At 53.8% G+C, this 20107-nt stretch carries 15 protein-coding genes; 9 read left to right on the top strand and 6 right to left on the bottom strand.

The genetic code is table 11. The annotated features are described in order from the left end of the window. Positions 1–327: 327 nt before the first annotated feature. On the bottom strand, positions 328–1272 hold the full coding sequence (locus ACR0EO_RS06445; protein ID WP_480688116.1) for an SDR family oxidoreductase: 945 nt from the start codon (positions 1270–1272) through the stop codon (positions 328–330). A gap of 63 nt (positions 1273–1335) precedes the next feature. Next, positions 1336–2289, bottom strand: a complete 954-nt coding sequence (locus ACR0EO_RS06440) for an alpha/beta hydrolase (protein WP_480688114.1) — start codon at positions 2287–2289, stop codon at positions 1336–1338. 117 nt (positions 2290–2406) lie between these two features. Between ACR0EO_RS06440 and ACR0EO_RS06435 the strand changes: the two genes are divergently transcribed. Together ACR0EO_RS06435 and ACR0EO_RS06430 are read left to right on the top strand one after the other, a co-directional pair. Beyond that, positions 2407–3009, top strand: a complete 603-nt coding sequence (locus tag ACR0EO_RS06435; protein ID WP_480688112.1) for a TetR/AcrR family transcriptional regulator — start codon at positions 2407–2409, stop codon at positions 3007–3009. A 259-nt stretch (positions 3010–3268) separates the two neighbouring features. Beyond that, on the top strand, positions 3269–6589 hold the full coding sequence (locus ACR0EO_RS06430; RefSeq protein WP_480688110.1) for an AAA family ATPase: 3321 nt from the start codon (positions 3269–3271) through the stop codon (positions 6587–6589). 15 nt (positions 6590–6604) lie between these two features. Here the strand turns inward: ACR0EO_RS06430 and ACR0EO_RS06425 are convergent, their stop codons facing one another. Together ACR0EO_RS06425 and ACR0EO_RS06420 are read right to left on the bottom strand one after the other, a co-directional pair. Next, positions 6605–7546: a lipid A-modifier LpxR family protein gene (locus ACR0EO_RS06425; RefSeq protein WP_480688108.1), complete on the bottom strand. Its 942-nt coding sequence runs from the start codon at positions 7544–7546 to the stop codon at positions 6605–6607. A 411-nt stretch (positions 7547–7957) separates the two neighbouring features. Beyond that, positions 7958–8638, bottom strand: a complete 681-nt coding sequence (locus ACR0EO_RS06420; protein WP_480688106.1) for a type 1 glutamine amidotransferase domain-containing protein — start codon at positions 8636–8638, stop codon at positions 7958–7960. 249 nt (positions 8639–8887) lie between these two features. Here ACR0EO_RS06420 and ACR0EO_RS06415 point away from each other — a divergent pair, with 249 nt between their 5' ends. Next, positions 8888–9484 (top strand): TetR/AcrR family transcriptional regulator, encoded by a 597-nt coding sequence (locus tag ACR0EO_RS06415; protein ID WP_480688104.1) that lies wholly within the window; start codon positions 8888–8890, stop codon positions 9482–9484. Positions 9485–9795: 311 nt separating this feature from the next. Next, complete coding sequence (locus ACR0EO_RS06410) at positions 9796–11430, top strand: DUF6798 domain-containing protein (protein WP_480688101.1); 1635 nt, start codon at positions 9796–9798, stop codon at positions 11428–11430. Positions 11431–11461: 31 nt separating this feature from the next. Here ACR0EO_RS06410 and ACR0EO_RS06405 read toward each other — a convergent pair whose 3' ends face one another. Further along, positions 11462–12472 carry a glycosyltransferase family 2 protein gene (locus ACR0EO_RS06405; RefSeq protein WP_480688099.1) on the bottom strand — a complete coding sequence of 337 codons (1011 nt, stop codon included), beginning with the start codon at positions 12470–12472 and terminating at the stop codon, positions 11462–11464. A 362-nt stretch (positions 12473–12834) separates the two neighbouring features. On the opposite strand from ACR0EO_RS06405, the gene ACR0EO_RS06400 reads away from it, so the two are divergent. From ACR0EO_RS06400 to arcC, 5 genes are read left to right on the top strand one after another with little or no spacing between them, the layout of a single operon-like run. Further along, the gene (locus ACR0EO_RS06400) at positions 12835–14322 is read left to right on the top strand and encodes a YfcC family protein (RefSeq protein WP_480688097.1); all 1488 of its coding nucleotides are present in this window, start codon (positions 12835–12837) and stop codon (positions 14320–14322) included. 9 nt (positions 14323–14331) lie between these two features. Then, a complete protein-coding gene (locus ACR0EO_RS06395; RefSeq protein WP_480688095.1) occupies positions 14332–15705 on the top strand; it encodes an amino acid permease in 1374 nt (457 codons plus the stop codon). Then, positions 15702–16928: an arginine deiminase gene (locus ACR0EO_RS06390; protein ID WP_480688094.1), complete on the top strand. Its 1227-nt coding sequence runs from the start codon at positions 15702–15704 to the stop codon at positions 16926–16928. Before ACR0EO_RS06395 ends, ACR0EO_RS06390 begins: the two co-directional genes overlap by 4 nt. A 57-nt stretch (positions 16929–16985) precedes the next feature. Next, positions 16986–17984: an ornithine carbamoyltransferase gene (gene argF, locus ACR0EO_RS06385; protein WP_480688092.1), complete on the top strand. Its 999-nt coding sequence runs from the start codon at positions 16986–16988 to the stop codon at positions 17982–17984. 3 nt (positions 17985–17987) lie between these two features. Further along, entirely contained in the window at positions 17988–18926 is a 939-nt protein-coding gene (arcC, locus tag ACR0EO_RS06380) for a carbamate kinase (protein WP_480688090.1), read from the top strand. A 77-nt stretch (positions 18927–19003) separates the two neighbouring features. Here arcC and ACR0EO_RS06375 read toward each other — a convergent pair whose 3' ends face one another. Continuing rightward, complete coding sequence (locus ACR0EO_RS06375; RefSeq protein WP_480688088.1) at positions 19004–20098, bottom strand: aminomethyl transferase family protein; 1095 nt, start codon at positions 20096–20098, stop codon at positions 19004–19006. Positions 20099–20107 lie beyond the last annotated feature (9 nt).

Below are 20107 nucleotides of genomic sequence, written 5' to 3'. Positions count from 1 at the left end.
CTTAGGCATGGATAGGCTGGTGTTAAGTGAGTTTCTGTGGAGTGGTTTTTGTAAATTATTGACTAATATCACTTATTTTTTTGGGATTGCCGGGACTGGTCTCGAAGTGTTTTGCGGCGAGCCAGTAATACGTTTCCTAACCTTTGTGGAACTGGATCAACCACCTTTGGATTGATTGGAGAGCGTGAATTCGAGCGTGCTTTTTGTCGCCCTTGGTTCAACCGCGCCTGTCATCATCATGCAGGCACTGAGTTTGTCTGAACCTTCAGTAGTGGGTTATGGACACAGCGACGCTAGGCCGCTGTGTTTCGTTTCCCAACTCTGCAATCAGAGACCCCAGCTAACGCCGGTTTCCTTCTCAGACAGCGACCAGAGTTTTTCGGCCTGTTCTTGGTTCAATACGCCTGTCTCCAAGGTGCTCTCACCAACCGGGCCTGCCATCTCGCCACGTTTGGTGGGGCCATAATAGGCCGTTTCCTTAAGGTTGCTCTCGGTCGCGCACAGAACTTCGGGCCAAGCTCCACGTTCGGCGGATTGTGCAAAAGGAGCAGCGACTTTGAGCATGAACTTGATAAAGCCTGCCGACTCTTCTTGTGCCAGCGTGGTTTTAGCCATGCCCGGATGGCAGACATGAACCGACACCGGCAAGTTGGCGGCTTTCACTCTACGCTCAAGGTCGTAGGCAAACATCATCTGGGCGAACTTGCTGTGGCAATAGGTGATGTGCGGGTTGTAGTTTTTGTCAAAGTTCATGTCGTCCAGCTGAAGACGCTTCAAACCCATTTTGTGGCCATTGCTGCCTACGATCACGATACGGGACTGGCAGGCAACCAAATGGTCAAAAACTAAACAGGTCAGCAGAAAGTGACCATAGTGGTTCGTGCCAAGTTGGCTCTCGAATCCGTCCTCGGTCAGTCGCTGAGACGCAACCTGCGCAATCGCGGCGTTTTCGATGAACGCATCAATCTGAGGCACTTCGGCGACTACTCGTTCTGCCGCTTTGCGGACGGAATCCAGATCGGCCAAGTCCATCTGAATGAAGCGTACATCTGCATTAGCACCAACCTCATTTTTCAATTGGGCGATTGCGGCCTCAGACTTTGGGACGCTGCGGTTCAGCATCACCACGGCTGCACCTTTGGAGAGGAAAATCTTGGCAGCCTCATAGCCTGCACCGGCATTGGCACCGGTGATCACATAGGTTTTGCCAGTAAGATCGCCGACACGTTCGGGGGTCCAGCCTTTGGGACCAAAGGGATTTGTCGTAGCCATTGATTTGATCTTTCGAGTTCGGAGGAGGGCAAGCAGGTAGTCCTACCTGCTTGAGTTATTCAGTTAAGCGACAGGATTTGGGTGTTTCTGAAAGAAGGCGTCAACGATATCGACCACCTGCGCGATGTTTTCCGGAATGTCGTAGAGACCGACATGGCTTGCGCCTGGGATCTCGTGATATTCTTTTTCAGAGGTCACCTTGTCGAAGAAAACTTTGGTGCAAGGCGCGGTTTCTGCTACTGCTCCGACAATGCCACAAAAGGGTTGCAGCATCTTGTCAGCGTATTGTTCACCAAGGTTCAAAACCCCGGATTCCTCGGCATTTGACATGATTACTTTGGTGAAGTTTGGATAGGTTTCGGTGCCGCCGCGCTTTGTTCCGTAGTAGTCATAACCTTCGACCATCCCTTGGGGAATGCCGGGGTTATTCGCCAAGAAATCAGGGTCGGTGTACCCAAAGAAATCATGATTTAGCGCTTCACCAGTTTCGAACATTTTCTGGCGTGCTTCGTTGCCGGCTTTTACTCGGGCTTTAAAGGCATCCATGTCAGCAAACTGAATCATGTCTGTCGCAAGCATTGCGCTAACCGAAGCAAACGCTTTGACGCGCAGGTCGGTGATGATTGTCGAGGACATGATGTTGCCGCCACCGCAGAAGCCTAGCCCGTTGATTAAGCTCACAAAGGGAAGGGAGCCAAGGAAAGAAATCGCGTTGCGGAGGTCTTCCCATTTGCGAGGGAAGTCCTCGTCGTCGCGGAAGCCTTCTTGGTAACTGTCGGACTCGCCTTTGGAGTTGTAGTCGAACCCAAGCGCAACATATCCACGCTCGGCCAGCTTTGGCCCATAGTTGACCAGAACCTGATCTTTCACTTGTGGGAAAGGCGGCGTCATGACGATGCCTTCATATGTTTTACTCGCATCAAAATCGGCAGGAAGGTAGAGGTCTCCTACGATGGTGATGCCCTTGCTTTTAAAACTGACCTTATTAACGCCTGCTGCGAAGTTGTTCTGCGACATCGGGTTTTACCTTTCGGGTTGGTTGACCACTTGGTCTTGCAAAAGTAAGTTCCACTGTTTACTTATGTGTGGGTGCGGAAAAAGTAAACAGCTCAACTTACAATTTACGTGAAAACAATGAAGCTGACTGAAAAGAAAAGAAAAAATATTATAGATGCGGCTGTGGAAGAGTTCAGACTCCACGGGTTTGAGGGTGCGCGCACAACTCGGATAGCCAAATTAGCGAACGTATCAAGTCGTACGCTTTACAACCACTTCCCGACCAAGGAGGGGCTGTTTAACGAAATCGTTGAGATCATCGTTGCAGAAACCGGAGCTATCTCGTCTGAGCCTTATACCCCTGAGAAGCCTGTCCGAGAGCAACTGATCACCGCGCTGCGGGACTTCATCAAAGCGATTACCGATGATCGGTACGTTGATCTCAACCGAATGATGATGACGGAATACCTGCGCGATCTTGAGTTGGCGCACCGTATTTTTACTCGGGCTGAAATGAGCAATAACCCGGTACGATCGATTGTCGCCGGCGCTGTTGAAAACGGGCAACTCTCGGAAGTGGACCCGAACTATGCCACCGAGTTGCTAACTGCGGGCGCTAAAGCATTCTTCTTCTGGCCCAAGTTCCTTGTCGGTAAAGATGCTGAGGTCGAAGCGTCGAATGTTTTGGATGATTGCGTTGACATGTTTCTATTCAAGTTCGGGCCTAAAACCAAAAACTGAAGCCGATGATTTCCTTTATTCCCAGCACGGTTTTTAGGGCGCGCATACCTGACGAGTGAAGGTTGAGACCCAGAGGCTTAGGGCTCTACTGGCGCTTCAGTGAATGATGAATCCCTTGACCGCAGGCAGAGTGTCGTTCTTCAATGTGAAACGGCTGCTCAAGAACTTCCTATTAATCTGAGAAGGCAAACCATCAGGGAGATGCGTGCCGCTTCGAGGCAGAGTAAAAATCTGCATTGGCGGTCTGCGAAACGAATAAATGTCCGATATTGCGCTCTGGCTTCAGCAACATGGATTGTCCAAATATGCCGGTGCGTTTTCCGATCATGAAATTGAGCTTGGTGACCTGACCGAGTTGACGGACGAAGATCTTGTTACAATCGGGCTGCCTCTTGGGCCGCGCCGGCGTTTCATGAAAGCGGTTCGCGACAGCGCGCAGGGCGGCAGTCACCCGCAGAATACCGCGCTCGGCCCCTCGATCGTCGCGGAACGACGACAGCTGACGGTCATGTTTATAGACTTGGTCGGCTCAACGGAAATTTCTCAACGCGTCGATCCAGAAGACCTGGCGGAGGTTCTGCGGCTTTTTAAAGAGACATGCGCAGCGTCAGTCGCAGCATTTGATGGCCATATCGCAAGCTACTATGGCGACGGGATCATGGTGTTCTTTGGCTTCCCTCATGCGCATGAAGATGACCCTGAACGGGCCATTCGTGCAGGGCTGCGCATAATAAAGGAAATACCAGAACTCCGAACTCATGCCGCGCTGAATGTCAGAATAGGGATTGCGACAGGGTTGGTCGTTGTTGGTGACCTGCGTGGCGAAAAGATGTTCGAAGACGGTACGGCGATGGGCGAGACGCCTAATCTGGCCGCGCGGCTGCAAGCCATGGCAGAGCCCGGCACAATGATTGTCGCGCCTACTACTCATCAGTTGGCGGGTGATGCGTTCGAGTATGTTCTGCGGGGGGCGTTTAAACTCAAAGGCTTTGTGAAGGCGGTCGAAGCTTGGCAGGTAACGGGTGCCCGCGAAACGATCAGCCGGTTTATGGCCTTGGATGGAGCGCTGTTAAAACCCTTAGTTGGGCGCTCGCAGGAATATGAGACACTTCAGGAAAAGTGGAAGCTGGCCAGTACGGGGCAGGGTCAGGTTGTACTAGTGTCAGGCGAGGCGGGTATTGGTAAATCCCGGCTGATTGAAGAGTTGCGCCAAAACCTTTCAGAGACATCGCATACTCAGTTTCGATATCAGTGCTCTCCTTACCATTTCGCCAGTGCACTGTACCCTGCCATACGCAGGTTAGAGAATGCTGCGGGTCTTCGTGCGGAAGATACAAACGACCAAAAGCTTGCAAAGCTATCGGCCATCTTGGGGGATCAATCCGACTTAAGTTTGAAATTGGCGGCGTCGTTGTTATCGCTTCCGTTCGAGGAAAAGTTGGGGGCGTTGGATTTGTCCCCACGACAGGTCATGGATCAAACGTTGGAAATGCTGATCCAAAAGCTAGTCACTGCGGCTTCGGATAAACCAGTCTTGCTTTTGTTCGAAGATGCGCACTGGATTGATCCAACGACGAAAGTGCTGATGGATCAGGTCGTGGAACGAGTCCGGGATCTGCCAGTTCTGGTTGTGATGACGTTCAGGCCGGAATTCGACCCTGGCTGGGCGCTTCAATCAAACCTAACCAAGGTTTTGTTGAAGCAACTGGACTATCATCAGGTCAAAAACATCGTGAACGAGGTCACGGGCGGCAAACCAGTCTCAGACGAAATTTACGAGTTGATTGCGGCTAGGTCGGATGGCGTGCCGCTTTATGTAGAAGAGGTAACGAAAGATCTTCTTGAATCCGGACAACTGACCGCCGGACCGGGTACCTACAAAATGGTGGATACATCCCCAGCCAACTCGGTTCCCAGCACGCTTCATGATGCTCTAATGGCGCGTTTGGATCGATTGAGTTCGGCCAAGGAAGTGGCCCAGATCGGCGCGGTGATCGGACCTCAGTTTTCTTATCCGTTAATCGCTAAAGTATCCCGTTTCGGGGAAAAACCATTGCGCGCCGGCTTGGAATTGCTGGTGGACGCAGGCATCGTAACCATTTCTGATGCTGAAAACCTGGAAACCTTTAGCTTCCGTCACGCTCTTATCCGTGACACTGCTTACAACAGCCTCTTAAAAAGTGAGCGGCGTGTTCTCCACGCTCGGGTCGCGCAGGCATTGAACCAAGAGGACTCGCACATCGGAGACGCGAGCCCTGAGATTCTTGCGCATCACTACACCATAGCCGGGATGGGGGGCGAAGCCATCGATTGCCGCTATCTTGCAGGACAGAGGGCAGTTAAGCGGTCAGCTAACATTGAGGCGAACACTCAGCTTGCGTTGGCAGTTCAGCAGCTGAGTGAGCAGGATCAGAGCATCGAGCGCGACCGGAAAGAGATCGAGATACAAGTTCTTCGGGCGGGCGTTCTGCGCTCGACTGAAGGTATAGCTGCGGATGAAACAGGTGCGGTTTACGCCCGGATACGAGACTTGTGTGAACGTGTTGAGGAGTCAAAGCACTTGTTTCCCGTTCTGAACGGTTTGTACTCATATCACTTAGTACGTGCCGAGTATGACTTGGCCCGGGATGTTGCAGGACAATTATTGAGTTTGGCTGACACAACTGGTGAAACGCAGCACGTGATGGTGGCTAACCGAGCAATGGGCGCCGTGCTGTTTCATATTGGCGAGTTGGACCTTGCGCATGAGCATCTGGAAAAAGCGCTCGCGCTGTACGATCGCGAAAACCATGGGCATCTCGCCTACATTTTTGGATCGGATCATGCGGCAATAACATCCTGTTTTCTCAGTCTTGCCATGTGGATGCGAGGCGACCCCGACAAGGCGCTTGAGATTCAGGAACGTGCCGTTGCTGCCGCGCGAGAGCTTGAGCACGCTCATAGCGTTGCACAGTCCCTTACTTATCTGTGTATGCTACATCTTTTGCGTCGCGAACCGGATGATGTCATCGCAGCCGTTGAGCAGCTGGAAGAAGTTTCAGCCAAGCACTCATTTACCTTTATGACCCTAACAGCGGCTGTTTGGCGGAGTTGGGTAGAGGCTTATGTGGCACCCAAACCAGAAACGATCCGCGCATTGCAAAATGCATCAGAGGCCTGGTGGGCGAGTGGTGCGGGAAACTACCGACCGTTCTTTCTGACACTGATAGCCGAGGTCACTTTACGGACGGGCGACAGAGAAGGTGCAATGCGTGCGTTGCTGGAGGCACGAAGACAACACAATCGTACGAACGAGGGATGGGCACAGGCCGAGACGGACAGGGTTTTTGCACTGGTAAGTTCGGAAGAAGGGCCTGCCGAAGCGGAGTTTCGTGTGGCATTGGAAACCGCGCACCGCCAGAACGCCAAGATGTTCGAACTCCGAACAACAGCGGACTACTTGAGGGAGTGCAGAAAGTCCGGTCGAACAGGAACTGCCGAGTTCGACCTATCATCGGCCCTTGAGGCAATCACAGGTGGAGCGAACACGGTTGATGTCAGGGATGCTCTCAGCCTGAATGATGAGACGGCCCAAACCTGACTGGGTATCCCGTCTTCAGAACCAGATTTTGAAGTTCAGTGAACCGACAACCTGCGATTCCGGTTGCTGATCGAATTCGCGACCTAAATACGTCGCTCCGTAAAACAAAGTTCCGTATTTGGCGTCCCAGTTCAGGCCAAGTCGAGCGCGGTAACGATCATGCTCGAGCCGGGCATTACCAGAACTCGGAAGATATGCGCTGTCGGCTACATAGGCCGCGTCAAAGCCAACGACACCGGTGAACCCCTTTGGACCGGAACGCATCGTGCGATAACGCTGACCAGTTATCTTGTCACGCACAAGCAGTTCTGAGCGGCCGACCTGTCCAAAAGTAATATCAACCCCTAACCGGGCCAGGGTTTCGTCACCTGCGCGAATAGAGGCAAAGGGACGTATTCGCGTGGACGATCCCAAAGACAACTCACGACCGATTTCAGCGACTGCTGTTGGGTAGAAATCATTTGAGATCTGGTCATCCAGAACCGCTTGCGAAGGAGCAACGCTGCCGATCAGTTTATGAAATTCGGTTTGGAGGTTGTCGACACCGGTTTGAGGCCCAACCGCAACCAACTCGGCCCCCAACGTAAACTGGGTATTTCGCCGTTGAAAGTGCGTGAATGCCCCTAAAGATAGAATGCCAGCGTACCGCCTATCGCTCGCGCTTGGATTGACGAGGTCTTCTGGCGAAATCATTTGGGTATAGGCGCGTATTTCGATCACGTCGCCGAATACTTCTGGCAATTCTCCATCCCAGCCCCGGGCGAGTACCCAAGAGAGATTGAGTGATGACGTCTGCCAGCGGTCGTGATCGTCTCCGATTAGATCGTCAGTGAACAGCCAGCCGAAGCCAACCAACTCGCGCTTTTCCGACAGTTCTGGTGTGGTTGAGTTTGTGGTTTCCTGAGCAATAAGAACCTGAGGCAAGCAAAGAAAAATAGTGGTCAGAAATTTTCTCATAAAAAAACCTCAAGTTTCCTCGTCTTGGGTTATTTATCAGATAAATTAATTGTTTAGATGTGAATTTGGCTGCCATTTGTGACTATTTGCACTTTTGTAGCAACTGAACCACGTGGTGGCGCCAATAGGGATCTTCCATTGCAATTAGAGCTGAGAAAGAAGCCGAGTTATTATTTGCTCCGGTTACGCCATTCAAGCTCGGCGCAGGCTTTGGAGCGCCGTGATGTTGCATTGGGTCGAAGTGCATCTCAAAGGCCGGGAATTTATTCACACCGGTCACGAGGAAATATCAGGCAAGCAGGTCTCGCCAGAAGACAAGCGGAAAAGAGCTAGATGGGGCGGAGGGCGGGATTAGGCGCCCAAGCAAAACGAAATGTTGGTGGTCGGGCGGCGAAAACCGCCCGAACCGAATTAGTTTGCCAGAGCGCGCAGCAATTGCTTGGCTGTTTGCTCAGATGAAGCTGGGTTTTGACCGGTGATCAGGGTACCGTCCTGAACCACATGTGCGCTCCAATCCTCGCCAGCGCTGAAGCTCGCACCATTGTCCTTCAACATGTCCTCAACCAAGAAGGGGACGATCTCGGTCAGCTCGACCGCAGCTTCTTCTGAATTGGTGAAGCCGGTCACCGTTTTGCCCTCGACGAGAGGTTTGCCATCCGTATGTTTGACGTGGCGCAAAACGCCCGGTGCGTGGCAGACTAACGCAGCCGGTTTTTCTGCTGCGGCGAAGGCTTCGATAAGCGCGATGGAGTGTTCGTTTTCCGCAAGATCCCACAGGGGGCCATGTCCACCCGGGTAGAAGACTGCGTCGAAATCGCTCTCGGACAGATCGCTCAGCTTTGCCGTGTTGGCCAGCTGCGAACGAGCATGCTCGTCCGCTTCGAAGCGGTGGGTCGCGTCCGTCTGGAACCCTTCCTCTGCGCTCTTGGGGTCAAGCGGTGGCTGACCGCCAGCAGGCGATGCCAGCGTAATGTCGGCGCCAGCGTCCTTAAATACAAAATAGGGTGCGGCCAGCTCTTCGAGCCAAAAGCCTGTCTTCAAACCAGTGTTTCCAAGGTCTTCGTGAGAGGTAAGAACCATTAGAATTTTCATATGTCAGCTTTCTATTAGGAGTTTTTTACGTGCGGTTAGGGCGCCGCTGCGGAATCGGGTCGGTGCGTTTAGTGTAAGTAGGAAATAATAGACCAGTCGTCTAGTGGAGTTGAAAGAAAAACTGAAGGAGGTTCTGCACGAATAGTATTCGATAAAATGGTTCATCTTTTGCGATTAAGTTCCGTATTGCTCAAGGTTGAGCGAAAAAGTAGACTGACCGCCTACAATCAATGGCAAGGTCACGACACTATGGACGGAACACAAGAGATGGGCGCGCGTTCGAGCATTCTCGCCGCAGGTCGCGAACTGCTCAGTCAAAAGGGGTTCAGCGCTGTTGGTTTGGCAGAGATTCTCAAAGTCGCGGGGGTGCCAAAGGGGTCATTCTACCACTACTTCAGCTCCAAGGATGACTTTGGTGCGGTGCTGCTTGAGTCTTATTTTGAAACTTATCACGCCGAGATGGACCAGATCTTTGCCCGCACCGGTTTGAAGGCCGACGAAAAGCTGATCTTGTACTTCTCGGAATGGCAGGAAACTCAAGTGACTAACCAGTGCCAGGGCCGATGTCTTGTGGTGAAGCTTGGGGCAGAGGTTTCTGACTTCTCTGAACCGATGCGCCTGGCGCTGCAGGCTGGGACAAATGGAATTGTAGCGCGCCTTGCCGAATTGCTTCGATCCGGTGTCGAAGAAGGTTCGGTTAACCTGCGGAATGGTGAGCAAAGCGTCGCGGCTTCGCTATACGAGCTGTGGGTCGGGGCAAGTGTAATGGCCAAGATTTCACGCGGTCAGGAGCCGTTCGACTCTGCAATGCAAACTACGCGTGGAATGCTGGGGCAGGCAGATTGAAACCCTGTACAAGGGATGCTTGTAATCGCCTTACGGGCTGGCTCCAAATTGCCTATCGATGTCACAGTCTAATCAAAAATTATGACGTTGAAACAAAATGTTGTATTTAACCCTTAAACGGACACCGTCGACGGGATAAATTCAACCGCGTGTCCGATCACTTTGGCCGCAGTGGCGATTATGCCGCGATCCAAACGTTCCGGTTCGGGCGCTTCGTGCAATAAGTTGTTACCGCAAGTATCCATTGTTATCAGACCTTGTGCGACGCCATCGCACCTGGTTCGACGCTATTGCACCGATGGAGAGCCCTCTTGCAGCGATCACAGTTTGACCTTTCGGTCGTATTACTCGTAGCGGCTTTTGGTTTGCTTGCTCATGTTGCGGTCGGGTATTGGGCGTTTCCCCAAGGGGATGATTTTGCCTATGCGCCATTGGCCAGCTATCGCGCGGATCCGACGCTCTTTGCGGCTGATGATCAACTCAGGTTGTTTGCCAATCATGCGCGGGCTTATGAGTGGGTTTATCTTCTTGGCGAGTCGGGCCCCGGTGTAGAGCCCGTTTTTCGGTGGGCGGTTTGGTCGCTGGCCATCGCCTGCACGGTTTTCCTTTGGCTCATCTTGCGTGGATTGGGGGCACCTCTTGCTGCTCTGCCACTTGTGTTGGGGCTGGGAGTAGCAACTCAGATAGATGGAATGGGGCGAGGAGACTATGGTGGCGTCATATCGCCTTTCTTTCACCACCATAACATCGCACTGGCGGCCATTCTGGCGGCGGCAGCAGCGGCTTTGCATCGAAGGGGATGGTTGGCAGGCATCGCATTGGGGATTGCCGCTTACGGTCAACCTATGACGGCGCTTCATGGTGCGATGGTCGTTGGGATGGGGGCGTTGTTTATGTCTCCGCGTGAGGTGCCGAAAATGGCGCTGGCGGCGATCATCGTTGCCTTGCCAGCCGCGTGGCTTGTATCGGGGGCATTGACTGACGGTGGGGCAGGGGCTGCGATGCCTAACCCTGTTGAAGATGCCTATCGATTCCGTGCCCCTGCACACTACGACCCCCCTTGGCCTGCAATCGTCATTTGCTCGTTGTATTTGCTGTGCGGCTGGGTTGGTGCGGCTCTGTTTGCGCTGCGCTCAGACGAAAAGGCGCGGTTTGTTTCAGGCATGATGCTTGCGTTTTCCCTACTCTTGCTGGTTACCGTCGTGGTCTATAAGGGGCGCATGGCTGAGTTTTTGCCGTTCTTTATTCTTGATGCCAATCGCTCTTCATCACTGCTTTTTGTTTTGGGACCGGCCAGTCTGGTGGCGGCCACATTTAGCGCTTCGATGGTGGCGCGAGTTTCAGCAGTCATGCTTGGCTGTGCGATCCTCTACCTCAATGGTACGCCGGAGGGGATGATCCTCATCGCTTGCGCTGCCATCTTGTTCGTCCTTGAACAGTACCGCTGGGGTGTGCCGATGGCTGCAGCTGGCGCCTTGGTCGCGCTGGCTTTTGTCTTCCCCCCGGAAGAGAACCCTGAGAGTGTCCCGATTGAGAACCAGAAGTTCTATGCGAAAGTTCGCGCCGAAACCGATCGGGACGCCCTGTTTGTCGCCCCAATAAGCCTCGTAGGTTTTAGGCATTTCACGCATCGCAGTACTTACGTGGATTTCAAGCTCTTCTCGGTCGCTCAACCCGACCAGGCTGCGCTGACCCGTCTTAGGATCGATCAGGTGACCAAGCCCAACGATGCTGATCCTGATGCAATCGGATGGAGGGGCGCGATACTGCGCGATGATGCGCAGTGGCAGGTTAGCACCTGCGATCGGATGCGAGAGATTTTGGTTGATACGGGTGCTGACTATTACGTGCGCCTGCGTGCGCCCGACGAGGTTCTTCCCGAGTGTTCCGATTTACCCCGGCCAATCGAAAGCGAGAGCCTCGCACTGTACGGTCCTCTGGGGTAAGGGGTGAACAATCTGAGGATTGTGCGCTTTATTAGTCTTTGTCCGAAGCTTTGTGAACAGAACGTAAGACGTAAAGCGGACGTTGGCGTACTTCGGAATAGATGCGACCGATGTATTCACCCAAGATCCCAATCGCAAAGAGGTTGAGGCCTCCAAACGCGAGGATCAGGATCAAGGTCGATGCATAACCGGCTACGTCGACACCCAAGACGAGGGTGCGGAAAAAGATGACCGCAGCATAGATAAACGACAACCCAGCGATCGCCGCCCCTGTGTAGGTCCAAAAGCGCAGAGGTTTCGTCGTAGAAGAAAAGATACCGTCCAGTGCAAAATTCCACAGTCGCAACTTAGGCCAACTGGTAACGCCTGTGTCGCGTTCCGGTCTCTCAAAGGTTACTTCTGCTGTTTCAAAGCCCACCCAGCTAAAAAGCGCTTTGTTGAAGCGTACGCGTTCGCCCATTTCGCGAAGGACATCTACAACCTGACGGTCCAATAGACGGTAATCCCCAACGTTGGTTGGAATCTGATGATCGGCGAGGGCGTTGAATACGCGATAGAACCCGTTTGCGGTCGTGCGCTTGATCCAGCCATCGCTCTTACGGCACGTCCGTCTTGCGTTGACTACCTTCGCACCGCGCTGCCACTGCGCAATCATTTCCGGAATAAGTTCGGGCGGATCCTGCAGGTCGACATCCATTGGGATGCAAGCATCTCCTTGCACGTAGTCCAGCCCGGCAGACAAAGCGGCTTCTTTGCCAAAGTTACGGGACAGGTTCACAAGGCTGATGTTCGAGTGTGATTGCATTCGGCTGCGGATTGCGAATTCTGTCGCGTCCTGACTGCCGTCATTCACGAAAACTACGTCGTAACGATAAGCAGGTTCGAGCTTTTTAAAAACCTGATCGACTCTTTCCAGAAAGGGCACGATCGAGTCCTGCTCGTTCAGTACAGGCACAACGAGGGTGATAAGCAGACATGAGGAGGCGGTCTCCCCACCGTGCGTCGGAAGTTCGGCTTTTTGCTTCTTATCTTGCGCAGTCACGATACTCGCGCCCTCTGTATACCGAAGTCAGGGTAAGGAGACATTGGGGCAGAAGTTGGGCAGGTAGATTGGCAAACGTCAATAGAGGTTATACCGACACCTGTAATTAGCGGCCGCAATAGTGTACCTTTCCTGCCTAGATAGCAGAGTTCAGAAATGCCCGACACGCGCCTTTTTACATGCTGTCTTTTGGTCTGCCAGCCAACCATTTTGATCTACCTAGGGTTGGTTCGGCTTTGGGGTTTGCTTTTCTTCAAACAGTTGACCCAACTTAAAAAATGTCTTCTTAGTGTTAACGTGAGACTATAAAATTCGAATGTTTGAAAAAGTGACCACATAACTCCACCTAGCAAGAGTTTCCAATGTCCAAATTCAAATTCCCCACCGCCTTTACTATTCTATTTATCCTGATCGCCGTTGTTGCACTACTGACTTGGGTTATCCCCGCCGGTGAATATGAGCGTCAGATGAACGAAGCCCTCGGTAGTGAGGCGCCAGTTCCCGGCACTTATCATGAGGTTGAGCCGAACCCTCAGGGTATCACATCAGTTATTCTGGCCCCCATTGCTGGGATGTATGACCCGGGTCTTCTGGGCAGTTCATCCAGCGCTGCCATCGATGTTGCGCTGTTTGTTCTGGTTATTGGCGGTTTCCTTATGGTTGTAACAAAGACCGGTGCAATCGATGCCGGTATCGGGTGGTTGCTGCATCGGCTGGCGGGGCGGGAAATCCTGATGATCCCGATCCTTATGACCGCTTTTGCCTTTGGTGGAACAAGTTACGGCATGGCCGAAGAGTCACTCGCGTTCTACGCACTGATCATTCCTGTATTCATACGGGCTGGATACGACTCTTTGACTGGAGTTGCCGTGATCATGCTAGGCGCGGGCATTGGCACGCTTGGTTCGACTTTTAACGCTTTTGCAACCGTTGTTGCTTCGCAAGGGGCAGGGATCCCATTTACGAATGGGATCGTTCTTAGATTTGTCATCCTCGCCTTGTGCCTGGCAGCGGGTATCGCGTTCGTCATGCGGTATGCGTCACGTGTCAAAGCGGATCCGTCGCTTTCGGTGGTTGCTGATCAGGCAGAGGAAAACAGAACGCACTTCCTCAAAGGCTCTGAAAGTGATGACGCATTCCCTGAAATGACCCGAGTCCGGTCGATCATCCTGACGCTCTTTGGGCTGACCTTTGCAATTATGATTTACGGTGTGGTCGCATTGGGCTGGTGGATGGCCGAAATGTCGGGGCTGTTTCTGGTCATGTCGATCATCGTCTGGTGGGTCGGCAAGTTGGACGAAGGTTCCCGGATGGATGAGGCGACCTTTGTTGACACGTTCGTCGACGGTGCCCGTGACCTGCTGGCCGTCGCGCTGATCATCGGTGTGGCCCGAGGCGTCGTGGTCATCATGGATGCGGGCAAGATCACAGACACGATCCTTGCCAGCGCCGAGGGCTTTGTCTCGGGGCTTAGTGAATTCGCCTTTATCAACGCCATGTTTGGCATTCAGATCCTTATGTCATTTCTGGTGCCTTCGTCCTCAGGCTTGGCGACACTGTCGATGCCAATCATGGCTCCTTTGGCAGATTTTGCAGGCGTCGGGCGTGATCTGGTTGTGACAGCTTATCAATCGGCAAACGGATGGGTGAACCTCTTCAACCCGACCTTTGCTGTGGTCATGGGCGGCCTAGCTATCGGGCGAGTATCCTATGACAGATGGCTACGCTTCGTATTTCCGTTGCTACTTATTCTGGCTGTCATCATTTGCGCGGCGCTCACGGTTGGCGCGATGGTAGACCCGGGGATAGATGGACCCGCGACTGAGACTTCGGACACCGTAGCGAACTGAGGTTTCGCCATGACCGATCAATCCTCAGCAAAGACCACTTCGGGAGCGCTCGGCTTGACCGCATGTATCGCTCTGGTCGTTGGGAACATGATCGGGTCCGGAGTATTTTTGCTGCCCGCATCGCTCGCGCCGCTAGGACCGATTGCAATCGGTGGGTGGGTCCTGACATCGGCAGGTGCGCTTGTGCTGGCCATCATTTTCGGGCGGTTGTCACGCGTCGTCTCAAAACCAGGAGGGCCTTACGCGTATTCGCAGGAAGCCTTTGGGGATTTCGCCGGGTTCATTATTGCCTGGGGTTATTGGATCGCCCTTTGGACCGGAAACGCGGCTGTGGCAGTCGCGCTTGTTGGCTATCTGGGCTTCCTGTTCCCTATCATCATAGAAGTCCCCATGTACGGGCTCGCAACCGCGCTGGTTGCGATCTGGTCGCTTACACTCGTCAATATTCGCGGCGTCGAAGGCGCCGGAGCGGTGCAAGTCGTGACCACGGTCCTGAAGCTCGCGCCGCTGCTTTTGATCGGCATTCTTGGCGTTTTCTGGATCGAGCCTGCCAACTACACTCCGATCAATCACAGTGGCACAACGGCGTTTTCGGCAATCTCGGCAGCGGCGGCTTTGACGCTCTGGGCCTATTTGGGGCTGGAATCTGCAACCGTGCCCTCGGGTGATGTGATTGAGCCTGAAAAGACCATCCCAAAGGCCACTGTGATCGGCGTAATTATCGCGGCGGCGGTCTATATCTCTGTCACCGCTGTTTCTATGGGGGTTCTCCCTCCGCAGATCCTTGCGGAATCTGCTGCCCCGTTAGCTGCGGTCGCAGAGGTCATGTTCGGCCCATTCGGAGCAATTCTGATTGCTTGCGGAGCCGTCGTCTCAACGTTCGGAACCCTCAACGGTTTCACATTGCTCAGCGGCCAAGTCCCTTACGGCGCAGCACTGGATCGGGTTTTTCCTGCGGCTTTCGCGCAGAGATCAAAGTTCGGGACGCCAGCGAATGCGCTGATCCTGTCGAATGTGCTCGCTTCGGTTCTGATTATTTTGAACTATGCCCAAGGCCTTGTCGCTGCATTCAATTTCGTCATCTTGCTTGCTGTGGTGGCAAGCCTTCTTCCCTATGCCATCTGTTCCGTTGCCGAGATCATGATCCGCCTTAAAGGCGGCGAGCTGCTGCGCGGGCCCGAATTGGTCAAAGTGGTCGTATTGGGTGCGCTTGGCTTCATCTATTCCGTCTGGGCCTTCATCGGTTCAGGGGCCGAAACCGTATTGATCGGCACCGTGTTGTTGTTGGCCGGTGTACCAATCCATGTTTGGGTTCGTTGGAACCAGGCAAAGGAAGCAGAAGAATTTCAAAAAACTGATACCTCGAAAGGAGAGTTGCCATGAAGCTCGGCGTTCATTCCGAGATTGGAAAGCTCAACAAGGTGATCGTCTCGCGCCCGTCACTGGCGCATGACCGTCTGACACCGCGCAATTGCGAGGAGCTTTTGTTCGATGACGTGATCTGGGTGGAACAAGCCCGTAAGGACCATGCCGAATTCTGCTCACTCATGCGCGAGCGCGGGGTCGAGGTGTATGACATTCAAGACATGTTGGCCGACGCGATTGCCACTGACCCGGCGGCGCGTGCTTTCCTGTTGGATCGTCTGATCACGCCTAACATGGTAGGGCTTGGGTTCTCGGTCGAGATGCGCGCGTGGCTTGATGAAATGGACGCCAAGCTGCTGGCCCGGCACATGCTGGGCGGGATCATCTTCGCGGACCTGCCCAAAGGCATGATCGACGAACAGTTCGGCGATCTGGTCACGCTGGGGGACTTCATTCTGCCGGCCATTCCAAACGCGCAGTTCCAGCGCGATCCGTCCTGCTGGATTTTCAACGGTGTCACGACCAACCCGATGTATTGGCCTGCCCGCAAGCCGGAAACCCTGATCATGCGGACCGTGTACCGATACCACAAGATGTTCAAGGATGCCGAGTTCGAGTTCTGGTGGGGCGACAGTGACGGGGATTTCGGACTCGCCTCGGTTGAAGGCGGCGATGTGCAACCCGTCGGCAATGGCACTGTTTTCATCGGCATGGGCGAGCGCACAACGCGGCAAGCCGTGGCGCAAGTTGCCGAAGCCTTGTTCCGCAAAGGCGGGGCTGAGCGTGTGGTGGCCTGTGCGATGCCCAAAAGCCGTGCGGCGATGCATCTGGATACGGTCTTTACGTGCCTTGACCATGACAAGGTGACGGCGTTCAAAGAGGTCGCGGATCAAATTACCTGCATTTCGATACGTCCTGGCGATCGTGGGGATTTGGATATTCGCGTCGAAAAAGGTCACCTGTTCGACGTCTATAAAGAGGCCCTTGGGCTTAACTCGCTACAGGTCATCTCGACCGGCGGTAATGAGTTCCAAGCCGAGCGTGAGCAATGGGATGACGGCAACAACGTCGTGGCGCTGTCGCCAGGTGTTGTCGTTGGGTATGCCCGCAACACCTTTACCAACGGCAAGATGCGCGCCGCTGGGATCGAGGTGATAGAAATTTCGGGCCAAGAATTGGGACGTGGCCGCGGTGGCGGACACTGCATGACCTGCCCAATCGACCGAGACCCCGCATATTGAATTTACCAAAGGTGCAGCCCCCTGCGCCCCAAGACTTTTTGTTAGGGAGAAACAAAAATGGCATTCAATCTCAAAGGCCGCAGCTATCTGAAAATTGCCGACTTCAGCCAGCGTGAAATGCTCTACCTGCTGGATCTGGCCCGCGATCTGAAACGCGCCAAATATGCACGCGCGGAACAGCAATCTTTGAAGGGCAAGAACATCTGCCTGATCTTCGAGAAAACCTCGACCCGGACCCGCTGCGCGTTCGAAGTCGCGGCCTATGATCAGGGCGCTAATATCACCTATCTTGATCCGTCGGGGTCGCAGATCGGCCACAAGGAGTCCATGAAAGACACCGCCCGCGTGTTGGGGCGTATGTTCGACGGAATTGAATTCCGCGGCGCGGGGCAGGACATGGTCGAGACGCTGTCGGATTACGCTGGAGTGCCTGTGTATAACGGCTTGACCGATGACTGGCATCCGACCCAGATGCTGGCCGACATGCTGACAATGATCGAACATGCCGACAAACCGCGTCGGGATATCGTCTATGCCTACTCGGGCGATTGCCGTTCGAACATGGGGAACTCGCTGCTGATGCTGGGTGCGATCATGGGATGCGATGTTCGGATGATCTCTCCGAAAGAGACGCAACCCCATGATGATGTGCGTGAATTGGCGATGGAACGAGCAGCCAAATCCGGGGCGCGTGTAACCATCACAGATGATATCTCGGCCGTAGAAGGGGCTGACTTCATTCACACTGACGTTTGGGTTTCAATGGGTGAACCCAAAGAAGTCTGGGCCGAGCGTATCAAGCTGCTCAGCCCCTATCAGGTCAACATGGACATGATGAAGAAAACCGGAAATGCGGGCGCCAAGTTCATGCATTGTCTGCCAGCCTTCCACAATCTGGAAACCAAGGTTGGTAAAGACATCCATGAACAGTTTGGCATCACCGAAATGGAGGTGACTGAGGAGGTCTTTGAAAGCGACATGAACATCGCCTTTGAGCAAGCCGAAAACCGGATGCACACTATCAAAGCGATCCTTGTTGCAACACTGGGGGCCTGAACCATGGGACGCGTTGTTGTAGCCCTCGGCGGCAACGCGCTTCTGAAACGGGGCGAGGAAATGACGGCGGACAATCAGCGCAAGAACGCGAAGATTGCCGCCAAAGCCCTTGCACCTCTTTGTGAAGCGCATGAGACCGTCATCACTCATGGCAATGGTCCTCAGGTCGGAATGCTGGCCCTGCAAGAGATTATGTACACCGACGTCGAGGAATATCCGCTAGACGTCCTCGTCGGCGAAACGATGGGCATGATCGGCTATATGATCGAACAGGAACTGGGAAATATCCTGCCGTTCGAGCACCATATCGCGACCTTGCTGACCATGATTGAGGTCGATCCAAATGATCCGGCCTTCGACAATCCGACGAAGTTTATCGGTCAGGTCTATTCCGAGACTGATGCCAAAAAGGAAGCGGCGGATAAGGGCTGGACGGTTAAACCGGATGGTGACTATTGGCGCCGTGTCGTTCCATCTCCCAAGCCAAAGCGCATCTTTCAGGTCGAACCGATCCGCTGGATTTTGGAAAAAGGCGCAACGGTAATCGCCGCCGGCGGAGGAGGGATTCCGACGATGTACGACCAAGAGGCCGATCGGAAATTGATTGGTGTCGAAGCCGTCATCGACAAGGATTTCGCGTCCTGCCTGTTGGCCCAGAACCTCGGTGCTGACTCTTTTGTCATCGCCACGGATGCTGAAGCCGTGTTTCTGAATTGGGGAACCGCTGAGCAAAAGGGGATCCGCGCGATCACACCGGACGCACTGGACGCATATGATTTTCCTGCGGGTTCGATGGGACCTAAGGTTCAGGCCGCGCAGGATTTTGTTCGTGCAACTGGTGGGCGCGCGATTATCTGCTCTCTTGCGGATGTGCCTGCCGCATTGCGCGGTGAAAAAGGCACCACGGTTTCGGCAGATGCAGGTGCTACGGTGTTCCACTGACGGTCACCCGACTGCGCGACAACCCATTTTTAGACCGGAGCCCGTTCGACGGGCTCCGGACTTCAGGTTCTGATCGGCTATCGCTGATGTGTCCTTATCTTTTGTGGATCGTAGATAGGGCTTTGGATCACAGTTGCTCCGGTTTCCAGTGCGTCGCTTTTGACTGTCAATTTTGATCCGATGGCAATGCTCGGGTGAATATGCGCCAGTGCCAGCGATTTTCCCATCCTATGTGAGTAGCAAGGGCTGTTGACCACTCCAATTTCTTCACCGTCCAACAGTAATACTTCGCCGCCTTCAACCATGTCTGAATGGTCAATTTCGAGGCAGGCATTGCGAACCTTTTCGAGCCCCTTAGCAGGCAACAGAGCGTCCTTGCCTCGGAAGCTGGCTTTGTTGCTGTTGACCGTAAAGCCTAGACCAACCTCCCAAGGCGTGTTTTGATCGGTCATGTCGTAACCATAAAACAAAAGCCCAGCTTCGATCCGCACTTTGTCGAGTGTGGTGAATGAGCAGGGCATGACCCCAGCTTCGGCCAGTTTGTCCCAGATATCTGTTACGACAGATGCGTCGGCAAAAATTTCATAACCGCGCTCGCCGGAGTAGCCGGTACGCGAAATCCGACAGGGATGACCGAACAGATTGGCTGGGGAGTGTTCAAAGTAGCCAAGTTCTGACAGATCGACATCGCAATGTGGGTTCAACACCTCAAGCGCTGCTGGTCCTTGTACTGAAACGTCATGCAAGTCGTCGTCGAATTCAAGTTGCACCTCTTTGCCGTCAGCCGAAGCTTCAAGCAGCGCCATGGTGTCGCCAGAGCCGTGCACGATCATCCACTCATCGCCACCATTGTTTGAAACGATGGCGTCGTCGGCAATCCCGCCGGCCTCGGTCAACACACAAAGATATGCCGCCTTGCCTGGCCTGACCTTGGACAGGTCACGCGTTGTCAGGTGATCCAGCACGGCCTGCGCATCGACCCCTCGGACAAAGACCTTTTTTAGGGGGGACATGTCGAACATGCCTGCATGCTCACGTACCGCGTCATGCTCATCATTTGGGTTGGTGTTGTACGTCCACGCTGTCCCCATCCCGTTCCAGTCCTCGAGTCCTGAGCCCAGAGCGGCGTGACGGAAAGCAAGTGCAGAAGTACGGCTTAGTTCTTCGGTCATTGGCGAGTG

This window comes from Ruegeria sp. BE9 (genome assembly GCF_056538765.1).
This window is presented reverse-complemented; position numbering and strand designations above follow the sequence as displayed.

What these genes read in the sequence shown, in the direction of transcription:
- ACR0EO_RS06445 (WP_480688116.1), bottom strand. Translation starts at nt 1,272, where the DNA reads ATGGCTACGACAAATCCCTTTGGTCCCAAAGGCTGGACCCCCGAACGT.
- ACR0EO_RS06440 (WP_480688114.1), bottom strand. Translation starts at nt 2,289, where the DNA reads ATGTCGCAGAACAACTTCGCAGCAGGCGTTAATAAGGTCAGTTTTAAA.
- ACR0EO_RS06435 (WP_480688112.1), top strand. Translation starts at nt 2,407, where the DNA reads ATGAAGCTGACTGAAAAGAAAAGAAAAAATATTATAGATGCGGCTGTG.
- ACR0EO_RS06430 (WP_480688110.1), top strand. Translation starts at nt 3,269, where the DNA reads ATGTCCGATATTGCGCTCTGGCTTCAGCAACATGGATTGTCCAAATAT.
- ACR0EO_RS06425 (WP_480688108.1), bottom strand. Translation starts at nt 7,546, where the DNA reads ATGAGAAAATTTCTGACCACTATTTTTCTTTGCTTGCCTCAGGTTCTT.
- ACR0EO_RS06420 (WP_480688106.1), bottom strand. Translation starts at nt 8,638, where the DNA reads ATGAAAATTCTAATGGTTCTTACCTCTCACGAAGACCTTGGAAACACT.
- ACR0EO_RS06415 (WP_480688104.1), top strand. Translation starts at nt 8,888, where the DNA reads ATGGACGGAACACAAGAGATGGGCGCGCGTTCGAGCATTCTCGCCGCA.
- ACR0EO_RS06400 (WP_480688097.1), top strand. Translation starts at nt 12,835, where the DNA reads ATGTCCAAATTCAAATTCCCCACCGCCTTTACTATTCTATTTATCCTG.
- ACR0EO_RS06395 (WP_480688095.1), top strand. Translation starts at nt 14,332, where the DNA reads ATGACCGATCAATCCTCAGCAAAGACCACTTCGGGAGCGCTCGGCTTG.
- ACR0EO_RS06390 (WP_480688094.1), top strand. Translation starts at nt 15,702, where the DNA reads ATGAAGCTCGGCGTTCATTCCGAGATTGGAAAGCTCAACAAGGTGATC.
- argF (WP_480688092.1), top strand. Translation starts at nt 16,986, where the DNA reads ATGGCATTCAATCTCAAAGGCCGCAGCTATCTGAAAATTGCCGACTTC.
- arcC (WP_480688090.1), top strand. Translation starts at nt 17,988, where the DNA reads ATGGGACGCGTTGTTGTAGCCCTCGGCGGCAACGCGCTTCTGAAACGG.
- ACR0EO_RS06375 (WP_480688088.1), bottom strand. Translation starts at nt 20,098, where the DNA reads ATGACCGAAGAACTAAGCCGTACTTCTGCACTTGCTTTCCGTCACGCC.